The following is a 26,830-nucleotide window of genomic DNA, read 5'->3' as shown; positions in this document are numbered from 1 at the left end:
TTTAGTTGCCATTGCTTAATGACAAGAGAATTCACCATAGGCATTTTTTAACCTATATAGTGGACCTATGATATGACTAAAAATATATTTGTACAAAATTTAGCAATAGTCATATTGGCCGGTAGTCCTGCGATTCGGCGGGGGAGGTACTATCATATAACTAGATTTGTAATCCACGTACATACAACCGGTTCGTGCTTAGTTTTTTTGTACAACTTTTTTCTTTTTAAGGGCAGTTCTTCAAGCCTGAAACTTGACGTTTTCTTTTCATTTTCTTTGCTTGTCCAAAGAAAACGAAACAAAAGAAAAGACACTGATTCAATGAATTTTTTCGACACCGAGGTCGAAAAACCGGTTATTTAGCTGCGCTAGCTAACTATAATATGACTAAAAATATATTTGTACAAAATTTAGCAATAGTCATAATGGCCGGTAGTCCTGCGATTCGGCGGGGGAGGTACTATCATATAACTAGATTTGTAATCCACGTACATACAACCGGTTCGTGCTTAGTTTTTTTGTACAACTTTTTTCTTTTTAAGGGCAGTTCTTCAAGCCTGAAACTTGACGTTTTCTTTTCATTTTCTTTGCTTGTCCAAAGAAAACGAAACAAAAGAAAAGACACTGATTCAATGAATTTTTTCGACACCGAGGTCGAAAAACCGGTTTCAAAACTCCGCGTCGCCTCGTACCTCAGCTCCTGCTCTCGGAGCTTTTGAAACCTATTCTGCGAATCAGGTTATTTAGCTGCGCTAGCTAACTATAATATGACTAAAAATATATTTATGCAATTTTTAGCAATAGTCATATTGGCAGGTAGTCCCGCGATTGGCGGAGGAGGTAGTTATTACTGCTAAAAAGGGCTGCTTACAGCAATAGCTAAATACGCTAAAAGGCCACCAATTGTGGTAGCCTTTTAGTGTATTTTAAAACTTGTAACAGTGCTATTCTACAGTCAGCTCAAAATCTTGAACCGTTTTATTGGCTGCCACAATATCAATATCCTCAGCGGTTTGAGACCCGTAGCCTTCCAAGGCAACATCCACGTCATAGGAACCGGCCGCCAATCCTAAAACAGTATAGCCCCCGGAAGCATCGGTAAAGGTAGTTGTATGTAAGGTGTCGGCTGCAAATACGGCAACTTGCGCACCTTCTAAACCAAGCATTGCATTATCTTGCACAGTGGTCACCAGCCCCGTTAAAGTACCTGCGGTAGAAAGATTAGAAGCCTTTATTACCGGTTTAAAATTAAATCCGTTTATTCCCTCCGGATCATTTCTGTTTCCTTTGGCAACAAAGGATTTACTAACATCAAAATCTAACAATAAATCTGTAGATAGGCCTCCACTGACTACCAGACTCGGTTTGACAGATACTTTTATCCCGGTTTGTGCACCACTGGGGACCTTTAAATCATAGGTAGTACCATCAGTCATTACTACATTCACCCCTTCTACATACACTCTAAATAAATCATAGGTTCCTACAGCTACGTCCGTATTAACCAAATTTTCAGTTATCCCATTGGTCAGATCCAATAGATTTACCGAAATTTCATCCTCCATAAGAACAACAAAGGATGAACCATCTTCATTATTTGCCCCCTCTTCACTTTTATCGGCTTTTCGTCTAGCATCAATTTTAAAAATGGTAACATTTGCCTCGGCTACCAAATCGTGGGGAAATGGAGCATCTGTCAAGGAAACGGACAATCGCCCAGTATCCTTATTAGCATCGTCTCCGTCTGTACAACTATACACCAAAGCCATAAGACCGATCATAATAATTGATAATAATCTTAATTTCATAATTTAAATTTTATATTAAACATTTTATTGCCTTTTGCCGCCTCATCCACGGGGGCCCTCCTACCTATAACAACGCAAAGTAAAAATACCCTACCGACATATACCTTTTTTTTAATTTTTTTCGTTCAAGCACCGTCAAAAAGAGTCTTTTCGCACAGGGCAATTCTAAAAATACTGTAAATTCCTTTTACTGGCCGGCTGTTCACCGTTCGATATACCACACTAGTTATACAGCATATAAAAAACCTAAGTCCAAACTTGTTTTAGTTAGGATTCCTAACTATCTTTATGGGAGCAATTTTGCATTTAACTTAAAATCTGTAACATGAAAAAATCTGTTTTCTATCACGCTGGATGTCCTGTCTGCGTAAGTGCTGAACAAGACATTTTAAAATTAATGAATCCGGCCCAGGTTGAAGTTGTTAATCTTGCTGGGGCCAAGGACAGAATATCGGAAGCCGAAAAGGCAGGCGTAAAATCTGTTCCTGCCTTGTTAACCCCCGACGGAAATGTTCTGCACATAAATTTTGGTGCTTCCATGGCCGATGTAAAAGGTTGATAAAAGCTGGGCACCTTCAACAAACAAGGTGTCCAACTTTTCTTCTTTTTAGGGTAACTTTGTGTAGCCCTTGAAAAATGCTCCTTATGACCCACAGTATATATGACACCGATTTTCAACAAAAAGACCTTGGCAGTAAGATTGTAATAGCCTTGGACCGACTTTCCGAGGTTTTTAGGACATTGTTAAGGGATTATGCCAAGGCATGGGGAATTAGCCCTATTCAAATTCAGATCCTGATTTTTATTGCCTACCACCAACAGTCGTATTGTACCGTGAGCCATTTGGCAAAGGAATTTAACCTTAGCAAACCCACCATTAGCGATGCCATCAAAATATTGCACCAAAAAGGCCTTATTGTAAAAGAAATCTCCTCCCTGGACACTAGAAGTTATACGGTATCCCTATTGGAAAGCGGAAAACAAATTGTCACGGAAACGGAGGGGTTTGCCAACCCTATCCGGAATGCCTTACAGCTTAACACCGAGGAGGAACTAAATACGTTGTACGATTCCCTTAGCACCCTGATTTATAGACTAAACCAAACAGGAGTACTACAGGTACAAAGAATATGTTACGCCTGTAAATTTTATGAAATCAACCACGGAACCCATCATTGCAATTTACTTCAGAAAAACCTACATATAAAAGAGATACGGGTTGATTGTCCGGAATTTGACAAAAAAAAGGGTAATAAATCCGGCCAATAATTCAGAAAAACAGCCTATTCCCCTTGCCTAATTCCATAGATTCCCAAGATCTCACCATACTGTTTACATGGAGACCTCCTATCTTTGTGGTCATAAAACCAAATATCTTGCATCCGAAAAACATCCATAATACCCCTTATGACTTCGAAGCCTTAATAGGTAGTCACCCAGAATTGGCCCCTCATGTATTCGTAAACCCCTATGGCAACCAGAGCATTGACTTTTCCAAACCAGCCGCTGTACTTCACTTTAATAAGGCTATTTTAAAGCATCAATATGGACTGGCTGACTGGAATATTCCCGATGGTTATTTATGTCCTCCTATTCCTGGAAGAGCCGACTATATACATCATATCGCCGATCTGTTAGAAGAAGATGGCATCAAATACAATATTCGAGGTTTGGATATCGGTGTTGGCGCCAATTGCATCTATCCAATTTTAGCCTCTCAAATATACGATTGGCAAATGGTAGGATCGGACATTTCCCTTACTTCGGTTACCATCGCCAAAGCTAATACAGAAGCTACACCAAGCCTATTGAAGAATATTAGGATAAGACATCAAACCGACCCTTCCAATATTTTTAAGGGCCTCATAAATGAGGCCGATCATTTTCATTTTAGTCTTTGCAACCCTCCCTTTCATGCCAATGCCGAATCCGCCGCAAGGGGTAGTTTAAGAAAAGTAAAGAACCTGCGCTTAGATAGTGCGGAAGAATTAAATTTTGGTGGCCAGGCCAATGAATTATGGTGCAATGGTGGAGAAGCCTTGTTTATAAAGCGAATGATCAAACAAAGCGTTGCTTATTCCCGACAAGTTCAATGGTTTACGACCTTGGTAAGTAAAAAAGAAAATTTGGCCGCTATCTATAAGCAGTTACACAAACTAAAAGCTGTTTACAAGACCGTGCCAATGGCCCAAGGCAACAAACAAAGTAGGTTTGTTGCCTGGAGATTTTAAATCTTAAGAGGGCCGTCATTTAGTTATTCTTCTGGCGGCCTACCGTGTATTTCTTCAAAAATAGTGTCAAAATTTTGACGTAGGTGAGTACTTAATTTTTTATGGTAATCTTCATTTAACCATTTTAAAAAGTTATGGGTACTTTTACTGATGCATTTGGCATAGCGCTGAATCCTATCTTCTATATCGCCCCCCAAGAGTTTGGCCAATGCCAAAGCATCGTAAACATCTTCACTATTCTCTACACATATCTTTGCATGCTGGGCAATGGAACGCTCCAATACAACCTTGGAAGATTCTCCGTTTTTCACAGAGTCTATATAGGTTTCCTTGATATCGAAATACACCTCTTTAGAATTGGCAAATTCTGCTCTAAGGGCCTCGGGCATCTCCCATTTAAAATTGCTCTCCAATTCTTCGTCACCCAATAATTTGTCCATATAGAAGTTAGGAGATTTAAAGATGGTCTGCCAATCTAAATCTGCTCCCCAAGGTCCAAAACGGTGTAGGTTGTTCCCTAAATCTATTACCGAGAAAGTAGCTTTATTGTTCAAGATCCTAGAACCGCGCCCAATCATCTGATAGTACAATGTCAAAGACTTCGTCGCCCTGTTCAAAATAACGGTTTCTATGGTAGGTTCATCAAATCCTGTGGTTAAGATACTCACGGAGGTCAATATTGCATCGGGAGTGTTCTTAAACCATTTTAAAATAGCCTTACGTTCCTTTTTACTAGCGGTATTATCTAAATGCTCTATAGGGTAACCAGCTGCCTTAAAGGTTTCGTACACATGCAATGAGGTATTGATACCATTATTGAATATCAGCGTTTTCTTTCCCTTGGAATGCTTTACATAGGCTTCCAAAAGCTTGCTCAGCATTTGGCTATTGGTATACAGGTCTTCAGAAGATTTTACCGTATAATCCCCATTAGAACCTACCTCCAAGGAGGTTAGCCCCATATTATAAGAGAAAACTTCGGCTCTTGCCAAAAACTCGTTCTCTATTAGGGATTCTATGCTTTCCCCTACGATCAATTCATCGTAATTATCCTTCATCGGCAAGTCCTTGTTAGAACTTAAGGGAGTAGCGGTAACCCCTAAAACAAAGGAATTTTCAAAATATTTAAAGAGTTTTGTAAACGAATTATAATGGGCCTCATCAATAATAACAAGCCCCACCCCTGAAATATCCAACTTATCGTCCTGCAATCTGTTGTTCAAGGTCTCTACCATAGCCACAAAGCAGCTATATTGATCCTGATCTTCTAAATTTGCCTTACTGTCTACAACCTTATTGGTGACGCCAAAACTCGTAAGCATGGAAGATGTTTGCCTACAAAGTTCTATCCGGTGTGTCATTATCAACACCTTCTTTTTGTGGTTCTTTAAATACTGTCGAACAATTTCAGAAAAAATTACGGTTTTTCCTCCTCCGGTAGGCAATTGATATAACAGGTGGTAATCGTCCGGTGCGGTTTCAAACTTATCAAATATTTGGTCTATAGCTCCTTTTTGATAACTGTATAATTCTTTATCCGTTCTTCTTTCTACAACAGCATTTGCAGTCAAGGTCTCCAACATATTCTCTTTTTTTTAGGACTGCAAAATTACGGCCTTTGTTGGGTGTTTGAAGAATATTTTTGAAAAAACTATGAATTAATTTTTCACATAGGATAAAATCTTACACCTTCTTTCCATTGGGAAAATTCAGAAGTAGCGAGATGTAATTTTTAGGATACACAAATGAAGGAAAAAGACCACCCTAATCTATTGATAACCCTAACCGCCGTGTACATAGAAACACCATACAGAAGAGAAGTGACGCATTATTATTAAAAGATCAGGGTACTCTAGTACTTAATTTTTGGATAATCTTTTAAGAGCTACCCATTGTTTCAGCATATCTCTGGCGTCCGTAGCGGGATACCCCAAAACAGTCTTCCCTGCATCAACATCGCCCATAACTCCAGAACCAGCTCCAATAACGGCGCCTGAATTGATAGTAGTGTGATCCTTGATGGAGGCACTTCCTCCTATGATCACTCCATCTCCCAGGGTCACCGAGCCAGCGAGTCCGCTATGGCCTGCCATAATACAAGATCTGCCCAAAATACAATTATGTGCTATCTGGACTAAATTATCAATTTTACATCCATCACCGATAATGGTAGCACTAAACTTGCCTCTATCGACACAAGAATTAGCTCCAATCTCTACATAGTTTCCAATAATAACATTTCCTATATGTGGTATTTTCACCAATCCTCTACCATCATCGCTAGGTCTATAGCCAAATCCATCGGCACCAATACTCACATTGATGTGAAAAATACAATGGTTCCCAATTTCGCTGCGTTCCCTAATTACGGTTCCCGACCATACTACCGTATGATGCCCAATTTTAGAATCGTCGAATATGCTAACATTGGGATATAGGACAACCCCATCTCCCAATACTACATTTTTACCAACATAACACCCTGCTCCTATTTTGCATCCTTTTCCCAATACGACAGATTCGTGTACCACGGCCGTTGGATGAATATCTTCTTCTAGGACAGGTGGTGCGGGCTCTAAAGCTTCCAATAGTGTAGCCATGGCCAAATCGGCATTTTTAACCCTAATGAGCGCTCTATTGTCACCTGGCTCTAATTTTATCTTTGCATCTACAATAGCAACACTTGCTTTTGAAGCCTCCCAAAGTTTAGCAAATTTGTTGCTTCCGATAAAAGTAATTTGCTGGGCAGTAGCTCTCTCAAGCTGTTCAGCTCCTGTTATTTGCTCATCACAAGTACCGACGAGTTCTCCTTTTAAAAGTTCGTTTATTTCTACTATCGTAAATGATTTCATCTAATATGAATTTTATTGTTATTGTTATTATTCCCAGCCAAATTGGCTAAATATAGGACTAAAATATATCTTCATTAAATTTTAGCCTTTAAAGCTTCAAGGATAGCACAAAAAAGAACTGTCGCGTAACTAGGAATAATATTGTGGAAAGAACGGAGCTTTTTAGACCTTAAAAAGCTCCTAAAAAACACTGAGGTGCCTTACTTTTTTTTCTTAATTAATTTTAGGTATAGTTTTTCTACCTTCTCTCTGGCCCAGGGAGTTTTTCTTAAAAAGGTTAAACTCGATTTTATGGAAGGGTCTTGGTTGAAACATCGGATATTGATATTCTCGCCAAGCGTCTGCCAACCGTGATGGGCTACTAATTCCTCCAATATAGTGGCCAAGGTTATCCCATGTAAAGGATTATTTTCCTGACCTTTGGTTTTATTTTTTTTATCTGTCATATACACCGAAGATATTCCTTAGGCATCAAAAGTCTTGCCCAAGCACATTTATCTTTTCTTTTTGCCTTTTGCAAAATTCTTATCCCCACGAGTTTTTGGTTTTTTATACTTTTTGGCTATTTCCCTCTTATAGGAGCCACCTAAATTTACTCGTTTGTTCTTATCACTTTTCTCATGAAAAGCCGCTCCGCGGCCCTCGGTTTCTGACGCTCTTACTGGATTATTAAGCTCAAAATTCTGAGGTCTTTCTTCGGGAGTCAATTCCTCTGATACTTCTACTGCTTCTGGAAAATCTATGGTTGGGATCTCATACGCCATTAAACTCTCAATAGCCTCTTTTGCCTCCCTTTCTTTTTCGGTATAGAATAATACGGAAGTTCCCTTTTCCTTTGCCCTACCGGTACGCCCAATTCGGTGCATATAGTTTTCGGGGTAATTTGGAGTGTCAAAATTTACCACATGGGTAATTTTATCTAAATCCAATCCTCTAGCCATCACATCCGTAGAAATCAATATTCGGTTCTTGCCCTCATCAAATTGTTTGATAGAACGGATTCTATAATTCTGTGTTTTGTTGGAGTGAATGACACAAGCCTCGTTCCCGTAAACGGTTTCCATGGCTTGAAACAACCTATCGGCACTTTTTTTGTTAGAAACAAAAACCAACACTTTTTTATAGGTAGTTTTATCCTTTAAAAGGTACTCCAACAAATTTGCCTTGGTATAAAAATTTTCTACTGAATAACAACTTTGCGCTATATTTTCTAGCGGCGTACCACTAACGGCAATAGAAATTCTGGCCGGGGCGATAAAAAAATCATCGATCAGCTTAGACACATCGTCGGTCATTGTGGCCGAGAACATAATGTTTTGTCTTCGTGGAGGCAACAATTCAAAAATATTGGTAATTTGAAATCGAAAACCAAGGTCTAGCATAACATCAACCTCATCGATCACTAATTTTTTAACATCCCTTAATTTTAGGGTTCTGTCCAAGGTAAGGTCGTACAACCTACCTGGAGTGGCCACCAAAATATCACATCCCCGGGCAACGGCCTGACGCTGTGTATTGATATTTGCGCCTCCGTAAATCCCGGTTACTCTTACACTTAAATATTTAGCAAATGCTTCAATGCGTTCTACCACCTGAAGCACCAGTTCCCGGGTCGGAACCAATATCAAAACTCTCGGGGTTAGCTGTTTGGAAAATTTTAGATCCTGTAAGATAGGCAACATATAAGCAAAGGTCTTTCCTGTTCCCGTCTGTGCTATACCGACAACATCAGATCCTGACATAATTACCGAAAAAGCTTCGGCCTGTATTGGTGTCGGATTGCTAAAGCCTAAATCGTCAATAGCATATAGTAATTGTTTTGATAGATTGCAATCTTCAAAGGTATTCATCTCCTAATAATTTTGGGCAAAGGTAAAGTTTATAATCCTTATAAAAAGAAGGGAACGCTATCGAAATTTGAAATACTCCTAAAGTCCATTAATAAAAATGCACCAATTTCACCAAATGTACTTAAATTCACTAATTTCGACCGCAAAGAATTCCACAACTATATAATAGCTACAAAATACTTGTATGAGATAGCATTTTTGATATTTAATATCTCCAAAACGCTACTGTTGAATACAAAAAACGTTTTCCTTCTGACATGGTAAAAAGAAGCCTTTTTAAATTTTTATCTTGGCTAGCTCCCAAAGCTTGGACCAGCATTTCTTTTGATACTTTTCTGTCATTCTTACTTTATTACTTTTATAGATCCATATGCGACTTCCCCAATGAACCCACTGCCCCTTTATAATATTTTATTAGATACTTAGGATCTATACGATTCCTGCCACTCCTTTAACCCAAAACACCTAGAAAGATTCGACTCAAAGTTTCATATGCAGTTATCTATTGTTTTCTTAGCGGTCATACTTCGGCTGCCCTCAGTACAAGCATGTAATTCGCATAACTGAATTCATCTTTGCGACCAGCTTTCGCGCATGCTCATTTCATAAAATAACATAAAAACTCCCATAGGTCTGTAAACCGTAGCAACAAGTACAAGACGGCTGCTGCATGGGGCTGTGCAATAGTACCCATTAAAAAAATTAATATAAAAATTCGTTTGGCTTTATTGAAAAGAAAGACTACCTTAAATCATTGAATACACAGAGCTATTCAAGAGCGATTTATTAACTTAAAACCTATACCTTATGACTATCAACTTTCAGTATGATGATGTAAAAGCAAGTGCGCGACTTGAGGAATTAACGACCAAAAAACTCAATAAAATAGAAGATAAATATGATTTTATAATCCGTGCGGATGTGTTTTTTAGAAAGGAAAAAACTTCGACCCCAGAAACCGGATTAATTTGTAACATAAGATTAAGTGCCCCAGGACCACGCTTGTTTGCCGAATCTAATAGAAGTAAGTTTGAAATTGCAATTACCGATTCTGTGGATGATATAGAACGTCAATTGGAAAAGAGAAAAAGTAAAATGAAAACATATTAATAAGCAATATTGCTGTTCATGACAGCAAGGTTTTAAACTTCAAGGACCAAGTGTCAATGTAAATCCCCTTGCGCAACTACAAGTTGCGCAAGGGGATTTATATTTTAGTATTCATTTGTTTTATGAAAAAGCACTATCGGTCTCTACTTACCCAATGTACAGGAGACATTCCCTAGTTTTAGTTTTCGCTGTCCTTAAAGGATGTTTTGGCCAAATTATTCAACAACCTGTTGGAGAATGGTTTTTTTGTTAGGTCTCTTAGTAGCTTTTTTCTTTTACGATCTGAAATACTCAAAGAATCCAAAAACACTCTTCTCCTTTTAGCCTCTGAAATCCGGTCCTTTTTTAAACGGATCCTAGTTTCTTTGGAAAGAATCATCCCTGGCTCAAATTGCTCTAAAATTGTCCTATTGACAATTTCGTGTTTAGCAACTACCACTGTATCATTATTTGTTTGAGCAGTTGTTTTTAAGGAAACTGCCAAGCAAAAAAGAACACAAGGAAGAAAAATATAACGGCACATAAATCGCACTTTAAAAAGGGTCTTCTTTAATTTACGAAAATTAAAGGATGTTTAAGCTCATAACAAAAAAGCATTTTATGGCCTTTAACGATTTATTGAACCTTAAGTCGATGATGTACAATAATCACTCAACTAACCTCCTAAAAATGAGTTTAAAAACCGACAATAATTATTTCAAATATTTCATATTTCACCCTCTATTCTTATAAAAAGGATGCTTACATTTGTGCCTTTAATAGGATGTATTTATGTTAATTTGGGGTGCTTTTATAGGTCTAATTATAGTATTTCTTGCCTTAGATTTGGGCGTTTTCCACAAAAACGACCATGTCATAAAAACCAAGGAAGCGGGCATATGGACTGCTATTTGGGTAACGGTAGCTTTAAGTTTTAGCGGCGTTATATATTGGTTATTTTCTTCTGGTTTAATAGACAACCCTACAGGGCTGACACCAAACAATGCGGTATTAAAATATATTACCGGTTACCTTATAGAATTATCGCTAAGTATTGACAATGTATTTGTTATTGCGGTAATATTTTCTTCTTTTAAAATCCCACCCTTATACCAACATAGGGTCCTTTTTTGGGGTATTTTAGGAGCCATCTTTTTTAGGGCCTTGATGATTGTTTTTGGAGTCGCCTTAATCACCAAATTCGACTGGGCTATTTATGTTTTTGGGGTTTTCTTGTTATTCACAGCCTTTAAAATGCTAAAATCTGACGATAAAGGTTTTGACCCAAAAACATCCTTTATTTTTAAACAACTAAAAAAGGTATACCCTATAACATCGGTCATAAAAGGACATGATTTCTTTATAAAACGAATGGGGGTCAATGCTGCCACGCCGCTTTTTGTAGCATTGGTTATTATTGAACTAACCGATATATTATTTGCCTTAGACAGCATTCCGGCTATCCTGGCCATTACAGCCGATCCGTTTATTGTATTTAGCTCTAATATTTTAGCTATATTGGGTTTGCGTTCTATGTATTTTTTAATCTCCCGTATGCTAGAGAAATTCAGATATATCAACTATAGCTTAGTCGTAATATTAGCCTTTGTAGGTTTAAAAATGCTATTTACCCACCATATCGAAATTGCAGAATGGGTATCTTTGACAGTGATCTCAGTTGCCTTGGCGGGCGGGGTATTAGCTTCCTTGCTTATCCCCGAAAAGGAAGCTGCTTAAAAGGTGCTTTATGCTTTGTTTAAAAGTTTTTGATCGATGATATAAAGAGCATCCCGGACCGTTTTCATTTGGTCCATATCGTCATTTTCAATTTTTATATGAAAGGCATCCTCGACATCGAGGACGATATCGACCAAGTTAGCCGAATTGATATTTAACTCCGAGGTGAAATTACTTTCCGCTTCAATAGCTTCTTCGGAAACATCTTCCGGGAGATAAACCTTCACTATATTCTTTAAGGTTCTAAAGCGTTCTTCTTTTCTCATACGATGGTCATTTAGGATATTCTTTAAAGATAACACATGCGTTTACATCTCCAAAGCCAAAACTTGCTTTTGCTGCTATTTTAGGCTGATATTGAATGGTTTGTTGGGGAATTTTGCTAGCATCCACATAGGCTAAAATTTCGGGGTGAATGTCCGGGCAATTCTGGTTTCCAAAAACCAATCCTTCTTTAAGCTGTAATACTGTGGCTACCGATTCTATACTGCCCGATGCTGCCAAGCAATGCCCCACTATTCCTTTGGTCGAATTGATATAGGGAAAATCAATTCCTCTCCTTTGCAAAGCTTCACTCCAGTTCCGAATTTCATCGACATCCTTTTTGGTTGCTGTCAAATGCCCGTTGATAACATCTATGTCTCTCCCTTGCACCTCAGCATCTTTTATAGCTGCTTTTATACACCGTTGTACGGCCGTACTGTTGGGTGCTGTCATACTACCGTTCCCGCGCTGTCCTCCGCTATTTACGGCCCCACCCAAGACCTCGGCGTATATGGTGGCCCCACGCTTCAAGGCCGAGTCCAGCGATTCTAGTACCAATGCCCCCGCTCCGCTCCCGGGAACGAAACCTGCAGCACTGTCGCTCATAGGCCTACTTGCAAGAATAGGATTATCATTATATTTACTGGGTAAAATTCTCATAGCATCAAATCCACCCCATACATAGGGACCGCTATCACTGGTACTCCCTACCAACATACGACTGGCCATTCCCGACCTGATTCTTTCATAGCCCATTATAAGGCCCTCCGTGCCCGTACCACAAGCAGAAGAATTGGTCGTTACTTGATTGCCACAACCTAAAATTCCGCCCAAATATGCACTAATACCACTCGCCATGGTCTGTATCACCGTAGTACTTCCCAGTCTTCTTGTTTTATTGGCATCAATGAGGTGTATCGCTTCCCTAAACGTATCGACCCCTAAGGTTCCGGCTCCAAACACAATACCACTGTCCCAATCGGGTTCTTCCTTGGCCGCCTTCTCCAATCCCGCATCCGCCCAGGCATCCATACCCGCAATAACCCCATAAACGATACCACTAGCTCTTAAGCCTTTTCTTTGCAAAGGCGAAAAAAAAGCTTCTAAAATAGAGGGTGTAACTTCTGGTTTTCCCGCAATTTGGCAAGAAAACCCTAAAGCCGCCAATTCTTGGTGAAATGCTATTCCGCTCTCGCCCTTTTTTAGGGTGTTAAGGAAGTCGGAGACCCCTACCCCCTTTGGAGCACAGACGCCAAGCCCTGTAATTACGACACGCTTTTTCATAGGTGTTTTTTGTATTGTTTTTTAACGTTCATATGTACGACCGGTTTTTGCTCATTCTTATTCCATGCTTTTATATTTTTAACATCCCTTCTAAAACTCCTTGGCATACCAATTGACCTTTGCCATTGTGCATTTTAACCAGGCATTTTAATTTATGAAATCTAAAATACACAAGACTTGAGCTTACGGTAACTGTTTCCTCCGGAAACACCGGTAACGAAAAATCCATTTGTGAACGGCTTAAAGCAATTTGGGGATTATTAAATTCGGCCTGTTCTTGCTTTAGGAGGTAAATGCCCAAACAGACCAATCCAATCTGCGCACAGCACTCGGTTAAAATAACGCCAGGAGTTACCGGATATTCTTTAAAATGTCCTCTGTAAAAACCTTCCTCCGCCTTAAAGGTATAGGAACCTGTTGCTCCATCATCATTAACCGTTGCCAAGTCATTTACAAACAAGAAAGGCTCCTTGTATGGTAGTAGGTCTAAAATTTCTTTATATGTATTCATGCATCATACTAATTATTCCTTTAAAGCGTGCTTTCCTAATGGTGGAAATTATCTTCCTATGACATTCCTACCACTCCAACAACACCCGCTGTGCCGAAAACCCCGGTCCAAAACTCAACACCAGCCCTTGCTCGCCCACCGAAATATCCTTTTCCAAATAACGCTCCAAAACATAAAGAACGGTTGCGCTGCTCATATTTCCAAAGAGACGAAGGGTTTCTCTGGTCTCATCAATATTTTTACCTAGTTTCCCAAATAATTCTTCTACGGTTTGTACAATTTTTTTTCCTCCTGGGTGAAAAATCAAATGATTGACCTTGTCAATTTCACTGCCATATTTTTTTAAAAAAGGATGTATAATTGCTGGAAAATGTTCGGATATGGTTTCGGGTACCGCCGGATCCAAGATCATTTTCAACCCTGTATTAGCCAGATCAAAACCCATTAATTGCGTCGTATTCTCGAAGTGATACATTTCGCCCCCAACTATTCTAGGGCCACTAGCCTCTACCTCAGAGGATAATAAAACACAGGCCGCCCCATCGCCAAATATAGCAGCACTGACCATATTTGCCATGGAATAATCATTTAACTGAAAGGTAGCGGTTGGACTTTCGACTGCCACAATAGCGGCTCTTTTACCCGGGTTGGATTTTAGAAAATTATAGGCATAGATAAGCCCCGAAACACCTGCTGCACACCCCATTTCAGTAACAGGCAAACGAACCACTTCCTGGCGCATCCCTAAATCATCAATTAGATAAGCATCAAGAGATGGGATCATTATCCCCGTACAACTGACCGTAATAATAAAATCTAAACTTTTTGCCGACCAATCGCTTTTATAAAGTGCTTTTTCTAAGACTTTTTTCCCTAGTTTACGGACTTCACGACTATAAATATCATTTTTCTCTTGAAAAGATGTCGCCTTAAATACCTCTTCCGGCGCCATTATACTATAGCGTTTGTCTACCGCAGCACCTTCAAATATTTTTAGAACCTTCCGTTGAAATCGTCCGTCCTGATCCCTTAGCCACCATTTTACCAGCGGTAGAATATCTTTAGTATCCTTACTATAGGTGGGCAATTCCTTTGTTACCGTGACAATTTTTACCTTATTCATACATTTTTAGCTGTTTTTGTCCGTAAGACCCATAGATAACGAAACGCCCACTTCCACTTTATGGTATGCTGGACATCTGGAATATTTTGCGAAAAAGCCACTAAATCCTTTAACACAAAGCCTCTTTTTATGGAAACCAAACCATCGGACTTTCCAACCTTGGTTTTAACAAACATCACACTAAAGCCCCAAAATAACCCATAGGCCAACCTACTTCTTTGCAGATCATTGATAATCACTCCTAAACGGGCTATTTTAACGAATTGATCTAGAAACAAGGGTATTTCTTGGGAACTAAAATGATGCATGGTAAGGGTCGAGAGTATAATATCACAATCAATTTCATGAGCCTCCAAACTTAAGATATCCCTATTTTGATAGCTAATATTAGAAAAACTTGTCGACATAGCTTTGGCTATTTCAATACCTTTTTCACTAAGATCGATCCCTATTAAATTTAATTTAAAAGGCTCATTTTTAAAATACCGGACCACTTTCCTTAACATAGTACCATCTCCACACCCCATATCTATAATGGTATAACTGTTTTTCGGATTTTCCTGGATGATTTTTTTTATCGCTTTAAGAGTGATCGAATATCCGTTAAGAAGGGAATTAACCCGATTTATATCGAACAATATTTCTTGCAATGAGACAAGATCTACCGATAGATTGTCCATCCTTTCTATTTCCGAGCTTCGGGTATTAAAATTCATCAAAATCGAATTGTTTTACCATGGGTATTACTAATAAGTGATTTTATCAAAGAAGGCGATTTCGATGCTAACTGAACAACGACCTCTAAGGATTTTTCATGTAGTAATAAAGATTGTAAATTCCTTCCCAACCATAATCTTCTGCCAAAGGTTTTTCTCCATTGTTTCGTATAGTCCTTTTCCATCTGATTTCGGCTATAGGCCATTTCCCTAAAAAAACAATCTATTGTTTCTGCAGCGATTTTAGCGCTATGAATCGCCATAGCCATGCCATTTCCACAAAGTGGGTGTATTAAGCCAGCCGTATCTCCGCACATAATTATATGATTCTCTACGGCACTTTTCTTTTCAAAGCCCACTTGCCCAATAGTTTCCGGGGCTGGAAATAACTGTTGAGCCTCTTCTAAAAACTGCCCTAAAAAAGGGTTCTTAGAAACCACATTCTTATTAAAATGAGCTATACTTTTCACTTCTTTAAAACTTTCATAAGAAACCAAATAACAAAAATTAACCGCGCCAGACTCTGTTTTTGACAATCCGCCATACCCTCCCCTAAAATTGTGCAGGGCCACTGTATCATCTGGAAAACCATCTAATTTATAATGAGCCTTCACCGCAAGCCAAGGCGATTTCTCCCCTTTAAAACCACGTTGCAACTGCTTGTCCAGAGCACTTCTTTTTCCATAAGCTCCAATGGCTACTTTAGCATGATAGACTGTTCCTTTTTCGGTCTTTATTATAAAAGTCTCCCTTTGAAAAATTACGGAAACAACACTTTCGAAAACAAACATCACTCCAACTTCCCTAGCTTTAAGATATAATCTGTTATCTAGGGTGTAGCGACTTATCCCCACACCCCCCATAGCAAGGTCTGCCTGTAATGTCCGTCCTTTTAAAGTGCTTAACACCATTTTGTTTATTGAAACGGCATCAAGCAGGGAAATCCCTAAATAGTCTAGGTAAGGAACAGCTTCCATAGACACGTACTCGCCACATACCTTATGATGTGGATAGGCTAGTTTCTCAAACACCAAAACACTATATCCCTTTTTTTGTAAATCAAGGGCCGAGGTCAATCCAGCCAATCCACCTCCCACAACGAGTACGTCAAATAAGATCACATAAGAAAGGTACATATTTTAAAACAAAAAACCCGACGAAATTCGTCGGGTTTTTCTATAAAAAAATAAATTTCTATTGTTTTGCCTTGCCTAAAGCTTCTTGTTTTAATTTTTCATTGGCCACGATTACCAATTCTACCCTTCTATTCTTAGCCTTCCCTGCTGCCGTACCATTATCTGCCTTTGGCTGAGTTTCTCCATACCAGTTTGTGGTAAGTCTACCACTCGAAATTCCCTTAGAAACCAAATAATTAGTGACGGATTGGGCGCGTTGTCTAGACAAGTTGTAGTTATACTCCTCGGCTCCTGCACTATCGGTATGTCCTTCTACCAAAATATTGGTATCTGGGTATTCTTTTAAGATACCTATCAATCTGTCCAAAGTGGTCGCTGAAGTGCCTTTTACGGTCGCTTTATTGGTATCGAAATACACTCCGGCATCTTCATTAAAGGTTACATTTATCCCTTCTCCAACACGGGTTACCTCTGCTCCTGGAATTTCCTCCTCGATACGCTCGGCCTGACGATCCATTCTATCTCCGATATAACCACCGGCAACACCCCCTACAACGGCACCGATAATGGCACCAAGGGCTGTATTTTTTTTATTGCCTACATTATTGCCAATCACCCCTCCAATGACGGCACCACCAGCGGCACCGACGGCAGCACCTCTTTGCTTTTTGTTGGTGTTTTTTACAGCAGTACAACTACTGAAAGAAGCCAAAATAATAATGGCCGACAAACTACATACTATTAATTTTTTCATGCTATTGATGTTATTCTTTTGAAAATTTATATACAATGGTTATAGGTTCTCCGTCTACAGATACTTTTGACTTTAAGGTCATTTGTTCTTCCGTTAAGGAAGCGATATCTAACCGATACCCTACCCCTCCAGAAATATCTTTATACTTCTCATCTATAAACTTAAATTGCAACTGATTGGCAAGACCTCCCCGATCTACTACCGACCAACGAATGAAGCGATCACCACCGGTACAATCCGACCCATCCATCAACCAATAACTCCCTGTACTGTTATTGTTTCTAAAAAACCAATGACTCCCAATAAAACAATTGGCATTAGCATCGTTAAAAAGTACAGATTTAAAATTTCCGCTCTTTCCTTCATAAGAAACATTGTTCAGAGTCCAGTTCCCCTCTATAACTTTTCTGTCCATCCGGGCTACTTTGGAAACCGAACAAGACACTAATAAGGAACCCATTACTAAAAGCGCAAAAAAGGGCTTTTTTACATTCATAATTTTTGTATTAATAATTGCTACTTGTTATACGTTGTAAGACTAGCAAAAGTATCCAACCACTTGTTAATATTGCGTTAATTTTCAACAACAAACAAGCTATACCCCTTAGCCTCCTTAAAGAAATGGAAGTTATTAAAAATAAGGACATTAGATTGTAAAAACATCCCAAAAAGTGAAGGAAAGGAGATTTTAGACAGAAACCATCTGAAAAATTTCAAGGGAAAGCAACGCTTTCCCTTGAATTATTAACAGCCATAAAACTCTAATATTAAAACCAACAAACTGGCTGCTAAAATAATTTTTACTTATATGTTTTTTAATATAAGGTTATACACTTCTTCTTTTAGTGGTCTTAGGGACTCGTAAAAGGTCTCATATATATTTCGATATTCCTCGTGCTTGTTCAAATAATAAATATCACATTCCATATCTTCACATTCGTGCACGTTGATTAGCGAGTTTTTATATCTAAAAAAAACACCGAGACGTAATTTATTTTCCAGGGCAATATCTTGCAGCCTTTCTTTTAAATCATTCTGGTCTTTAAATTTAGATACAATGTCTTTTAAAATCAAAACCTCCTCCCCGGTATGGACCAAATGATTAATCCAGTTATTTAATTCCAGGGCATCTTTTTTTGCTATTAGTCTATCATCGGAATCATGTTCATAAAATACATTCATAGTTTTACATTAAGATATCAGAATTAATAGAACTTGGCTGTTGCACAACTTCCGTCACCTTGAGAGTCTGTTCTCCATTTCTAAATTCCCAAATGATATCATCGCCTTTAGCATAGCCAATAACTGCAGCACCCATAGGAGTGAGTATAGAAATTTTATTGTTTTTAAAATCTCCTTCTGAAGGAATCACCAACTGAAATTGTTTAGACCAACCGTTGGCAGCTTCAATAGTTACTGCCGAATTAAATCTAATTACATCTTCGGGCATTTCTTCCTCACTGTACACGATTGCCGACTTTAATTCATCAGTTAATTTCTGAATAGAATTTTTATATGTGTTGTCTGTATAAAACCCTGAAACGTTTACTAAACGTTTTAAAAGAACAAATTCTTTCTTTTCCAATACCAAATGTCCGTACTTCATAATACACTATTGTTTAAAATTATTTATGGAAATATCCCTCTTTGCACATAGGCCTTTTCAATTCTTTCGATAGCAATAACATAGGCCGAGGTTCTCATATCTCCATTTCTTTCTTCTGCCTTTACATAAACCCTATCGAAAATTTCTTTCATTTTCTTGTCCAGTTTGGCCAAAACTTCATCCAATTGCCAAAGTTCCCCGTTACGGTTTTGAAGCCATTCAAAATAACTTCCGATCACCCCTCCAGAATTACACAAGATATCCGGAATTATTCCAACTCCATTATTGAGTAATATTTCCTCAGCTTCCACATCTGTTGGGCCATTGGCTCCTTCCGCTATTAAAAACGCCTTTATTTTATCGGCATTTTCAGCGGTGATCTGGTTTCCTAATGCGGCAGGAATACAGATATCGCAATCCAATCCAAAAAAGTCTTCCGTTGGTAAAGCAACCGAATTAGGAAAATCTACGATACTTCCTTTATTCCCTTGCATATAATCGTTTAACTGAGCGACTGCTATTCCTTCCTGATTGGCAATTGTCCCAAAGGCATCCTGTACGCCTACTAATTTTGCCCCCTCGAGCTCTAAAAAATAAGAAGTCCAAAAACCTACATTCCCAAATCCCTGAACGATGAATCGTTTGTTTTTTAAATCTATTTTTTTCTTTTCTGCCCAGAACTTTATATTCAAGAACACCCCGTACCCTGTAGCGCGGTCTCTTCCTTCAGAACCTCCGGACCCCAATGGTTTTCCCGTGACCACGTGCTGGTTCTTAGAACGCTCAGCAGGCGATTTAGTAGACATATAGGTATCTACGATCCATGCCATGGTTTGTGAGTTCGTATTTACATCCGGTGCCGGAATATCGTGTTCAGGACCAATATTATCTCCTAGCGCATAGGTAAATCTTCTTGTAATCCTTTCTAATTCCGTAGTAGAATATTTACTCGGATCTAATTGAATTCCTCCTTTGGCCCCACCGTATGGCAAACCGGCCAACGACGTTTTCCAAGTCATCCACATAGCAAGTGCCTTGGCCGCATCAATGTCTACCGTAGGGTGATACCGCAAGCCTCCCTTATATGGACCTAATGCGTTGTTGTGTTGTACACGGTAGCCCGTGAACACTTCTACATCGCCATTATCCATTTTTACAGGAAAATGAATGATCAGTTCATTATTGGTTATACTTAATATTTTTCTAATATTAGGATTAAGATCTACTATGTCTGCAGCATGATTAAATTGACTCATCACGTTTTCCAACATGCCCTGCTTCAATTCTTTTTTTGATTTTGTTATCATATTCTTGCTTTTAATAAACTCTGAGATTTGTTTTCATTTTAAAAGGATGGCTAGTAGGCAAAACCTTTGAGTCTCCTGGTTCAAATTCGTTACAGGACCAAATATTATTTTTGTTCGTGGTTAGAACGCAATTCGCGAAATGCTCACAACTGATACATAAACTAGTACTATTCCTCATAATAGTTTTTTTTAGTACAAACATAAAGGCAACTACAGTGCCAATTAGGTTTTACCAATTCTACTAAAACCATAATATGTTTACTATCAGATAGTTATAAGGAAAGAAGACGCTTTCAAGCCACCACTTATATGGGGAGTATTTCCCCATATGAGGGATAATTCCCCATAATGAACAATGAGAGCTACTGTATTTTTTGTCGAAGTGTTTTGCGGTCTATTTGCAGAATTTCCGCCGCTTGGGATTTATTGTTATTGGTAGCTTCGAGCACTTTAAGAATATATTTTTTTTCGATCTCTCTTAATGGAAGTAGCCTTTCTTCAGGAAATTCTATCTTAAACTTAAGGTTGTCGGGCAAATCGGCTACCCCAATTTGCTTGTCGCACATAATAACGGCTCTTTGGATAACATTTTCGAGTTCCCTTATATTTCCAGGCCAATGGTGTCTTTTTAATAGCTCCATGGCCTCGGGAGTAATCCCTAACATTCGGTCTTTATATTCTACCCCGTATTTGAGCAAGAATTTATCGACCAACAAAGGTATGTCGGATTTTCTATCCCTAAGAGGCGGAACATCAATTTCCACTACTGTCAACCTATAAAAAAGATCTTCTCTAAAAAGCTCCTTTTTAACTTGGGCACTTAAGTCGCTATTCGTAGCTGCAATAACCCTTACCTCTATTTTCTCGGCTTTTTGGGAGCCCACCTTAGTCACTTCTTTTTCTTGCAGCACCCGTAAAAGTTTAGATTGTACCGATAGTGAGGCGTTGCCTATTTCATCTAAAAAAAGAGTTCCCTTATTAGCGGCTTGAAAAAATCCGTTCCTATCTTCATTCGCCCCGGTAAAAGCACCTTTGGCGTACCCAAATAGTTCGGCCTCTAATAGGTTTTCGGGAATAGCTCCGCAGTTGACCGCGATAAAAGGCGCTCTGGAGTATTTCCCCATATAATGTACGGAACGTGCAACTAGCTCCTTCCCTGTACCACTTTCACCCATTATAAGTACCGTGGCTTTGTTGTCCTTGACTCGATCAATGATATCGGTAACCCTTTTTATTGCCGAAGATTGTCCGATGAGTTCTCCGTAAGCGAGCTTCTTTTCTTTTGGAGAATTTGAGGGGATCTTGACATTTTCTTTCGCCTTGGTAGCCCCTGCAAAGGAATTTAGTACAGCATTCTTCAGTTCGTCCTTTGTAAAAGGTTTCACCAAATAATCCAACACTCCGGCCTTAATCACATGAAGCGCATCATTTATTGATGGATAACCAGTAACCACAAGTTTTGGCAATAACGGATAATGCTCGGATACATATTTTACCAACTGAAAGCCATCTACCTCTGGCATTTTTAGATCGGTTATCAATAAATCTATACGGGTGTCCTTTAAAATAACTAAGGCTTCTTTCACCGATACGGCCTTATAAGCATGATAATTAAGGGATTGTAGATGCCTGTGAATTAATTCTAAAATATTCACATCATCGTCTACAATTAAGATATTCTCTTTATTAAAACCCATGCACCTATTGTTTGGGGAAATTAAGGGCAAATATAGTGCCTTTAGGCTTGTTAGCAGTATACTTTATGGTGCCTTTATGACTTTTCACTATTCCATGAACCACGCTTAAACCTAATCCCGAGCCCTCTCCAACAGGTTTTGTGCTATAAAAGGGTTCAAAAATCTTATCCTTGGTTTTTGGATTTATCCCAGGCCCCTGATCTTTGATGTATATAACAACACTATCCTCTTTATCTGTTACCTGTATTTCAATTTTACTTCTTACAGGAGAAAAGTAAATCGCATTGAGAACAAGATTAAAAATCACTTGGGTCAACTGTATGGAGTCTGCTCGTAAATAAATATCATCGGCATTAAACCGCAACTCTGGAACCACCTTGTTTTTCTTAAAAATGGGATCCATTAAGTTAATAGCATGACTAATAATGGGATTGATATTTACCAAGCTCATTTGCTGCGGCATTTCACAGGCAAAAAACATTAACTTTTTAACCACTTCCCGCGAGAATATGGTACTGTTTATAATTTTATCGAGATCTTTACTGGCTTGTGAATCGTCTTCCAACTTGCTTTTTAATAGCTCGGAAAAACCTAGGATATTAGCTAACGGCGTATTTAATTCATGGGCGATCCCTGCGGTAATTTCACCGAGAATCCCAAGCCTGTCGGCTCTTTCCATTTTTTTTCTTATAATATCCTCATTGTCTTTAATCTGTTTTCTTTCTAACAGGTTTCCCACTTCCATGCACACATTCTTGAGAAGCTTGCTTTCTTCCTCCAAAAATGCCGAGGCCTGGTATTTGCGAGCGGGATAGGAAACTTTTATTCGCCCTATTTTCTTATTAAAAACACGAATGCTCGATTTCAGAGAAATAACCTCCTCTGTAATTGGGGCGGTAGACAGGTTGTATTGATCTGTCACCATAATCACTTGGGCGTCATTGGTAAAACGCCAAGCCTTTTTAAGGCATTGCAATATTCCTTTCAGAGCATCTTCAATTTGATTGTAATCACAATTGACGATAATAGAGGTTACCTCGTACAAACAAGTAAGCTCTTTAATTCTTTCATTCAGTTTTTCCTCTGCCGTAATCATATTCTTCAATTAAACGTTAAAAATATTGAATTGCCTTAATAGGCCAATAATTTTAAAAGCTCTTTTATAAAGCGTTCTTTGGGTAAATAATTTTCCTCCAACGATTTTGCAAAAGGAATAGGCGTTTGTAAACTTGCTACCCTTTTTACAGGGGCATCCAAATACTCAAAACAATTCTCCATGACCAAGGCAGAAATATCGCTGGCCATACCCCCAAAAATGCTGTCTTCTTGCAAGATAATAAGTTTCCCTGTCTTTTTCACCGAAGAATAAATGGCTTTAGTATCTAATGGCTGTAAGCTTCTCAGATCCAACACATCGGCACTGATCCCAGGATTCTGCTCCAAGGCTTCCAAAACCCAATGTACCCCAAGACCATAGGAAACTATGGTGATAGCCTCTCCTTCTTTTAACAAAGCTGCTTTTCCAAAAGGAAGGGAATAATAATCTACAGGAACTTCTTGATAACTACTGCGGTACAAGCCTTTGTGTTCAAAGAACAATACTGGATTAGGATCGTTAATAGCGGAGATCAACATACCTTTAGCGTCAAACGGAAAGGCAGGATAGACCACTTTTAGGCCCGGAGTTTTGGTAAACCACGCCTCATTGGTCTGGGAATGGAACGGTCCGGCCCCCATCCCTCCTCCACAAGGCATGCGGATAACCACATCGGCATTCTCTCCCCAGCGATAGTGTACTTTGGCCAAGTAATTAACAATAGGGTTAAATCCGGTACTTACAAAGTCGGCAAATTGCATTTCTACCACGGCCTTCATTCCATTTATAGAAAGCCCCATCGCCAAAGAAACTACGGCCGACTCACAAATGGGGGTGTTGCGTACCCGATCTTTTCCAAAAGCATCAACAAATCCCTCTGTAATTTTAAACACTCCTCCGTAATCTGCAATGTCTTGCCCCATGATGACGAGCTGCCGGTGTTTTTCCATGGATTGCCGTAACCCTTGGGATATTGCATCGACAAACCTAATTTTATTTCTTACCCCAGTAGGCTTGTACTCTTGGTAATCGCATTCCTTAAAAACATCCTTTAGCTCGGTATCCTCATTAAAAACAACATCATCTTCGGCCAAGGCCTCTTTAAGATTTTCCTCTATTTCGTCGGTGACTTGAGTTCTGAAGGTCTCCTTTAAATGGGGCGTTAAGATTTTTTCTCCTATTAAATATTGTTCATAATTCAGCAGTGGATCTTTCTTTCCCCATTTCTCCAAAAGCTGCTGTGGTACATATTTGGTACCACTTGCCTCCTCATGCCCCCGCATCCTAAAAGTTTTAAATTCTATAAGGACAGGACGGGGAGTTTTCCGCATTTCCCGACAAATTTGCGTCACCTTATCAAACACCTCTATAATATTATTACCATCAACTATATGCGATTCTATCCCGTAACCAACACCCTTATCGGCCAAGTTTTCACATCTGTACTGCTCATGGGCTGGGGTAGAAAGGCCATACCTATTGTTTTCGATACAGAATAGCACTGGCAGATCCCAAACGGCGGCCAAATTAAGTGCTTCGTGAAAATCGCCTTCACTGGTACCACCTTCTCCGGTAAAAACCGCGGTCACAGATTGCTTTTTTTGTAGCAAATTTGCCAAGGCTATTCCGTCGGCTACCCCTAATTGGGGGCCCAAATGAGATATCATCCCTACAATCTTGTGTTCCTTGGCGCCAAAATGAAAACTGCGATCCCTGCCCTTGGTATAGCCACTTTTTTTGCCCTGCCATTGTGCAAAGAGTCGCCTTAAAGGCATGTTCCTTGAGGTAAAAACTCCCAAGTTACGATGCATGGGCAAGATATAATCGTCATCGGACAAAGCAGCTGTAACACCAACAGAAATAGCCTCTTGGCCAATACCACTGAACCATTTGGATATTTTCCCCTGACGCAGCAGAATTAACATTTTTTCCTCTATTAGGCGTGGCTTTAATAACTGCTGATACAGTTTCAACTGCGTCGCCTTATCTAAAATATGTCCCTTGTAGTGCATGTTATGGTAATTGGTTAAGGAAGTATAAATGTAACGAAAAGACAAAAACAATGTCTAGCAGAATTTAATAAGAAGGTTGCTTTAATATTTCTTAACTTTGATATATCCTAAAAAACAGCAATAATGAGTGCTATACCAAGTGTAAATCTAGCAGATTTTATATCAGGAGATGAATCTAGAAAACAAAAATTCATCAAAGAAATAGGAAATGCATTTGAAAACATAGGCTTTGTTGCCTTAAGCGGCCATTTTTTATCCGAAAAACTAATCGAAGACCTATATCGAGAAATCAAGGATTTTTTCAATCTCCCCCAAGAGGTAAAGGACCAGTACGAAATTGAAGGTCTTGGCGGTCAAAGAGGATATACTTCCTTTGGAAAGGAACATGCCAAAGGCAAAAAAGAAGGCGATTTAAAAGAGTTTTGGCATTTCGGTCAATACGTAACGGACAATCCTAAATTGGAAGCCGAATACCCCAAAAACCTACACGTCAAAGAGCTCAAGAATTTTGACCAAGTTGGCAAGGAAACTTATAAGATGTTAGAAAAGACCGCACAATATGTACTGAGAGCCTTGGCAATCCATTTAAATTTGGAAGAATCTTATTTCGATGAGTTTATAAAAAACGGAAATTCTATATTGAGACCCATTCACTATCCGCCCATTACTCAAGAGCCTAAAAATGCTGTGAGAGCAGCAGCTCATGGCGATATTAATTTAATCACCCTATTGATGGGAGCACACGGAAAAGGTCTACAGGTAAAAAACCACAAAGGCGATTGGGTAGATGCTATTGCACGTCCCGACGAATTAATGATCAATGTAGGGGACATGCTCTCACGATTGACCAACAACAAACTAAAATCTACTATTCACCAAGTGGTCAATCCCCCTCGCGAACTATGGGGTACTTCGAGGTACTCTGTTCCATTTTTTATGCATCCTATCAGTGAGATGCCTTTAAATTGTCTGGAAAATTGTATCGATCAAAACAATCCCAAACAATATGAAGATATTACTGCCGGGGAGTTTTTACATGAAAGATTAATAGAATTAGGACTTATTAAGGCATAAAACGCACTTTTTGGCTGCATACATTAATGGCGTTAAGGAATTACAACAAATTAACCCTTTAAAACTACGAATTATGAAGACTTTAGCAGTTATAGTATTAGCCATGGCGTCCTTATGTTTTACCAATATTACAAACCCCCTTACCGATGCCGAAAGAGAAGCCGCCATTAAAGAAATGACTTCGACAAGGGATCATTTATTAAACACCTTGGCGTATTTAAGCGAAGAACAGCTCACTTATAAAGCATCGAAAGATTCGTGGTCTATTGCCGATTGTACCGAACATATTATTGTTTCGGAAAATATAATATTCGATATGCTATTGGCAACCTTGGAAATACAGCCCGATGCTGCAAAAAGATCTGAAGTGAACCATTCCGACGAACAGATTCTTGTGATGATCGCGGACCGATCGAACAAGGTAAAAACTAGCAAGGCATTTGAACCTACAGGAAAATATGGCTCTCACGAGGCCGCATTGGAAAATTTCAAAACCAAGCGTGGCGAACATATAGAATTCATTAAAAACACACAAGACGATTTAAGGAACCGCTATCAGCAGGTGCCATTTGGCACCCTAGATGCTTATCAGATCCTGTTGTTTATCGCCGCACACACAGAACGGCACGTACAACAAATTGAAGAAATCATTGCCGATCCGGGATTTCCGACAGAATAATTTT

27 protein-coding genes are annotated in these 26,830 nt (G+C 39.0%); 7 read left to right on the top strand and 20 right to left on the bottom strand.

The window, feature by feature from the left end:
- Positions 1 to 944: 944 nt before the first annotated feature.
- A complete protein-coding gene (locus BUA16_RS08190) occupies positions 945 to 1,808 on the bottom strand; it encodes a DUF4382 domain-containing protein (protein WP_072764269.1) in 864 nt (287 codons plus the stop codon).
- Between the two features lie 325 nt (positions 1,809 to 2,133).
- On the opposite strand from BUA16_RS08190, the gene BUA16_RS08185 reads away from it, so the two are divergent.
- The 3 genes from BUA16_RS08185 to rlmF all read left to right on the top strand — a co-directional run bounded on the left by BUA16_RS08185 (position 2,134) and on the right by rlmF (position 4,039).
- The gene (locus BUA16_RS08185) at positions 2,134 to 2,367 is read left to right on the top strand and encodes a thioredoxin domain-containing protein (RefSeq protein WP_072764268.1); all 234 of its coding nucleotides are present in this window, start codon (positions 2,134 to 2,136) and stop codon (positions 2,365 to 2,367) included.
- A gap of 86 nt (positions 2,368 to 2,453) precedes the next feature.
- A complete protein-coding gene (locus BUA16_RS08180) occupies positions 2,454 to 3,077 on the top strand; it encodes a MarR family winged helix-turn-helix transcriptional regulator (protein WP_072764267.1) in 624 nt (207 codons plus the stop codon).
- 107 nt (positions 3,078 to 3,184) lie between these two features.
- Positions 3,185 to 4,039, top strand: a complete 855-nt coding sequence (gene rlmF / locus BUA16_RS08175; RefSeq protein ID WP_072764266.1) for a 23S rRNA (adenine(1618)-N(6))-methyltransferase RlmF — start codon at positions 3,185 to 3,187, stop codon at positions 4,037 to 4,039.
- A gap of 23 nt (positions 4,040 to 4,062) precedes the next feature.
- Here rlmF and BUA16_RS08170 read toward each other — a convergent pair whose 3' ends face one another.
- The 4 genes from BUA16_RS08170 to BUA16_RS08155 form a co-directional block, all read right to left on the bottom strand.
- Positions 4,063 to 5,622, bottom strand: coding sequence for a DEAD/DEAH box helicase (locus BUA16_RS08170; RefSeq protein ID WP_072764265.1), 1,560 nt, complete (start codon positions 5,620 to 5,622; stop codon positions 4,063 to 4,065).
- A 276-nt stretch (positions 5,623 to 5,898) separates the two neighbouring features.
- Entirely contained in the window at positions 5,899 to 6,891 is a 993-nt protein-coding gene (lpxD, locus tag BUA16_RS08165; RefSeq protein WP_072764264.1) for a UDP-3-O-(3-hydroxymyristoyl)glucosamine N-acyltransferase, read from the bottom strand.
- Between the two features lie 200 nt (positions 6,892 to 7,091).
- Entirely contained in the window at positions 7,092 to 7,337 is a 246-nt protein-coding gene (locus BUA16_RS08160) for a VF530 family protein (RefSeq protein WP_072764263.1), read from the bottom strand.
- Positions 7,338 to 7,385: 48 nt separating this feature from the next.
- On the bottom strand, positions 7,386 to 8,741 hold the full coding sequence (locus tag BUA16_RS08155) for a DEAD/DEAH box helicase (protein WP_072764262.1): 1,356 nt from the start codon (positions 8,739 to 8,741) through the stop codon (positions 7,386 to 7,388).
- 807 nt (positions 8,742 to 9,548) lie between these two features.
- On the opposite strand from BUA16_RS08155, the gene hpf reads away from it, so the two are divergent.
- Entirely contained in the window at positions 9,549 to 9,851 is a 303-nt protein-coding gene (hpf, locus tag BUA16_RS08150) for a ribosome hibernation-promoting factor, HPF/YfiA family (RefSeq protein ID WP_072764261.1), read from the top strand.
- Positions 9,852 to 10,029: 178 nt separating this feature from the next.
- On the opposite strand, the gene BUA16_RS08145 is transcribed toward hpf, so the two are convergent.
- Complete coding sequence (locus BUA16_RS08145; RefSeq protein ID WP_072764260.1) at positions 10,030 to 10,374, bottom strand: hypothetical protein; 345 nt, start codon at positions 10,372 to 10,374, stop codon at positions 10,030 to 10,032.
- Between the two features lie 248 nt (positions 10,375 to 10,622).
- On the opposite strand from BUA16_RS08145, the gene BUA16_RS08140 reads away from it, so the two are divergent.
- Positions 10,623 to 11,567 (top strand): TerC family protein, encoded by a 945-nt coding sequence (locus BUA16_RS08140; RefSeq protein WP_072764259.1) that lies wholly within the window; start codon positions 10,623 to 10,625, stop codon positions 11,565 to 11,567.
- Between the two features lie 8 nt (positions 11,568 to 11,575).
- On the opposite strand, the gene BUA16_RS08135 is transcribed toward BUA16_RS08140, so the two are convergent.
- The 14 genes from BUA16_RS08135 to BUA16_RS08070 all read right to left on the bottom strand — a co-directional run bounded on the left by BUA16_RS08135 (position 11,576) and on the right by BUA16_RS08070 (position 25,073).
- Positions 11,576 to 11,833: an acyl carrier protein gene (locus BUA16_RS08135; RefSeq protein WP_072764258.1), complete on the bottom strand. Its 258-nt coding sequence runs from the start codon at positions 11,831 to 11,833 to the stop codon at positions 11,576 to 11,578.
- Between the two features lie 7 nt (positions 11,834 to 11,840).
- Positions 11,841 to 13,115, bottom strand: a complete 1,275-nt coding sequence (locus BUA16_RS08130; RefSeq protein WP_072764257.1) for a beta-ketoacyl-[acyl-carrier-protein] synthase family protein — start codon at positions 13,113 to 13,115, stop codon at positions 11,841 to 11,843.
- A 70-nt stretch (positions 13,116 to 13,185) separates the two neighbouring features.
- Complete coding sequence (locus tag BUA16_RS08125) at positions 13,186 to 13,626, bottom strand: 3-hydroxyacyl-ACP dehydratase FabZ family protein (protein WP_072764256.1); 441 nt, start codon at positions 13,624 to 13,626, stop codon at positions 13,186 to 13,188.
- A 67-nt stretch (positions 13,627 to 13,693) separates the two neighbouring features.
- Positions 13,694 to 14,749, bottom strand: coding sequence for a type III polyketide synthase (locus BUA16_RS08120; protein WP_072764255.1), 1,056 nt, complete (start codon positions 14,747 to 14,749; stop codon positions 13,694 to 13,696).
- A complete protein-coding gene (locus BUA16_RS08115; protein ID WP_072764254.1) occupies positions 14,746 to 15,465 on the bottom strand; it encodes a methyltransferase domain-containing protein in 720 nt (239 codons plus the stop codon). The genes BUA16_RS08120 and BUA16_RS08115 overlap by 4 nt, the downstream gene beginning before the upstream one ends.
- On the bottom strand, positions 15,465 to 16,601 hold the full coding sequence (locus tag BUA16_RS08110) for an NAD(P)/FAD-dependent oxidoreductase (RefSeq protein ID WP_072764253.1): 1,137 nt from the start codon (positions 16,599 to 16,601) through the stop codon (positions 15,465 to 15,467). Before BUA16_RS08110 ends, BUA16_RS08115 begins: the two co-directional genes overlap by 1 nt.
- Positions 16,602 to 16,659: 58 nt before the next feature.
- Positions 16,660 to 17,355: a YiaD family glycine zipper/OmpA-like lipoprotein gene (locus BUA16_RS08105; protein ID WP_072764252.1), complete on the bottom strand. Its 696-nt coding sequence runs from the start codon at positions 17,353 to 17,355 to the stop codon at positions 16,660 to 16,662.
- A gap of 10 nt (positions 17,356 to 17,365) precedes the next feature.
- The gene (locus BUA16_RS08100; RefSeq protein WP_072764251.1) at positions 17,366 to 17,851 is read right to left on the bottom strand and encodes a lipocalin-like domain-containing protein; all 486 of its coding nucleotides are present in this window, start codon (positions 17,849 to 17,851) and stop codon (positions 17,366 to 17,368) included.
- 308 nt (positions 17,852 to 18,159) lie between these two features.
- Positions 18,160 to 18,537 (bottom strand): hypothetical protein, encoded by a 378-nt coding sequence (locus tag BUA16_RS08095; RefSeq protein ID WP_072764250.1) that lies wholly within the window; start codon positions 18,535 to 18,537, stop codon positions 18,160 to 18,162.
- Between the two features lie 4 nt (positions 18,538 to 18,541).
- A complete protein-coding gene (locus BUA16_RS08090) occupies positions 18,542 to 18,961 on the bottom strand; it encodes a GreA/GreB family elongation factor (protein WP_072764249.1) in 420 nt (139 codons plus the stop codon).
- Between the two features lie 23 nt (positions 18,962 to 18,984).
- Positions 18,985 to 20,268: a Glu/Leu/Phe/Val family dehydrogenase gene (locus BUA16_RS08085; RefSeq protein ID WP_072764248.1), complete on the bottom strand. Its 1,284-nt coding sequence runs from the start codon at positions 20,266 to 20,268 to the stop codon at positions 18,985 to 18,987.
- Between the two features lie 362 nt (positions 20,269 to 20,630).
- Positions 20,631 to 21,965: a sigma-54-dependent transcriptional regulator gene (locus BUA16_RS08080; protein ID WP_072764247.1), complete on the bottom strand. Its 1,335-nt coding sequence runs from the start codon at positions 21,963 to 21,965 to the stop codon at positions 20,631 to 20,633.
- Positions 21,966 to 21,969: 4 nt separating this feature from the next.
- A complete protein-coding gene (locus BUA16_RS08075; protein ID WP_072764246.1) occupies positions 21,970 to 23,061 on the bottom strand; it encodes a sensor histidine kinase in 1,092 nt (363 codons plus the stop codon).
- 35 nt (positions 23,062 to 23,096) lie between these two features.
- Positions 23,097 to 25,073, bottom strand: a complete 1,977-nt coding sequence (locus BUA16_RS08070) for an alpha-ketoacid dehydrogenase subunit alpha/beta (RefSeq protein WP_072764245.1) — start codon at positions 25,071 to 25,073, stop codon at positions 23,097 to 23,099.
- A 123-nt stretch (positions 25,074 to 25,196) separates the two neighbouring features.
- Between BUA16_RS08070 and BUA16_RS08065 the strand changes: the two genes are divergently transcribed.
- Positions 25,197 to 26,147 carry an isopenicillin N synthase family dioxygenase gene (locus BUA16_RS08065; protein ID WP_072764244.1) on the top strand — a complete coding sequence of 317 codons (951 nt, stop codon included), beginning with the start codon at positions 25,197 to 25,199 and terminating at the stop codon, positions 26,145 to 26,147.
- A gap of 73 nt (positions 26,148 to 26,220) precedes the next feature.
- A complete protein-coding gene (locus BUA16_RS08060; protein WP_072764243.1) occupies positions 26,221 to 26,826 on the top strand; it encodes a DinB family protein in 606 nt (201 codons plus the stop codon).
- Positions 26,827 to 26,830 lie beyond the last annotated feature (4 nt).

Source organism: Arenibacter nanhaiticus (assembly GCF_900141935.1).
Taxonomy (GTDB): Bacteria; Bacteroidota; Bacteroidia; order Flavobacteriales; family Flavobacteriaceae; genus Arenibacter; species Arenibacter nanhaiticus.
The sequence above is the reverse complement of the archived record's forward strand: the minus strand, read 5'-3'. Positions and strand labels throughout refer to the sequence as shown.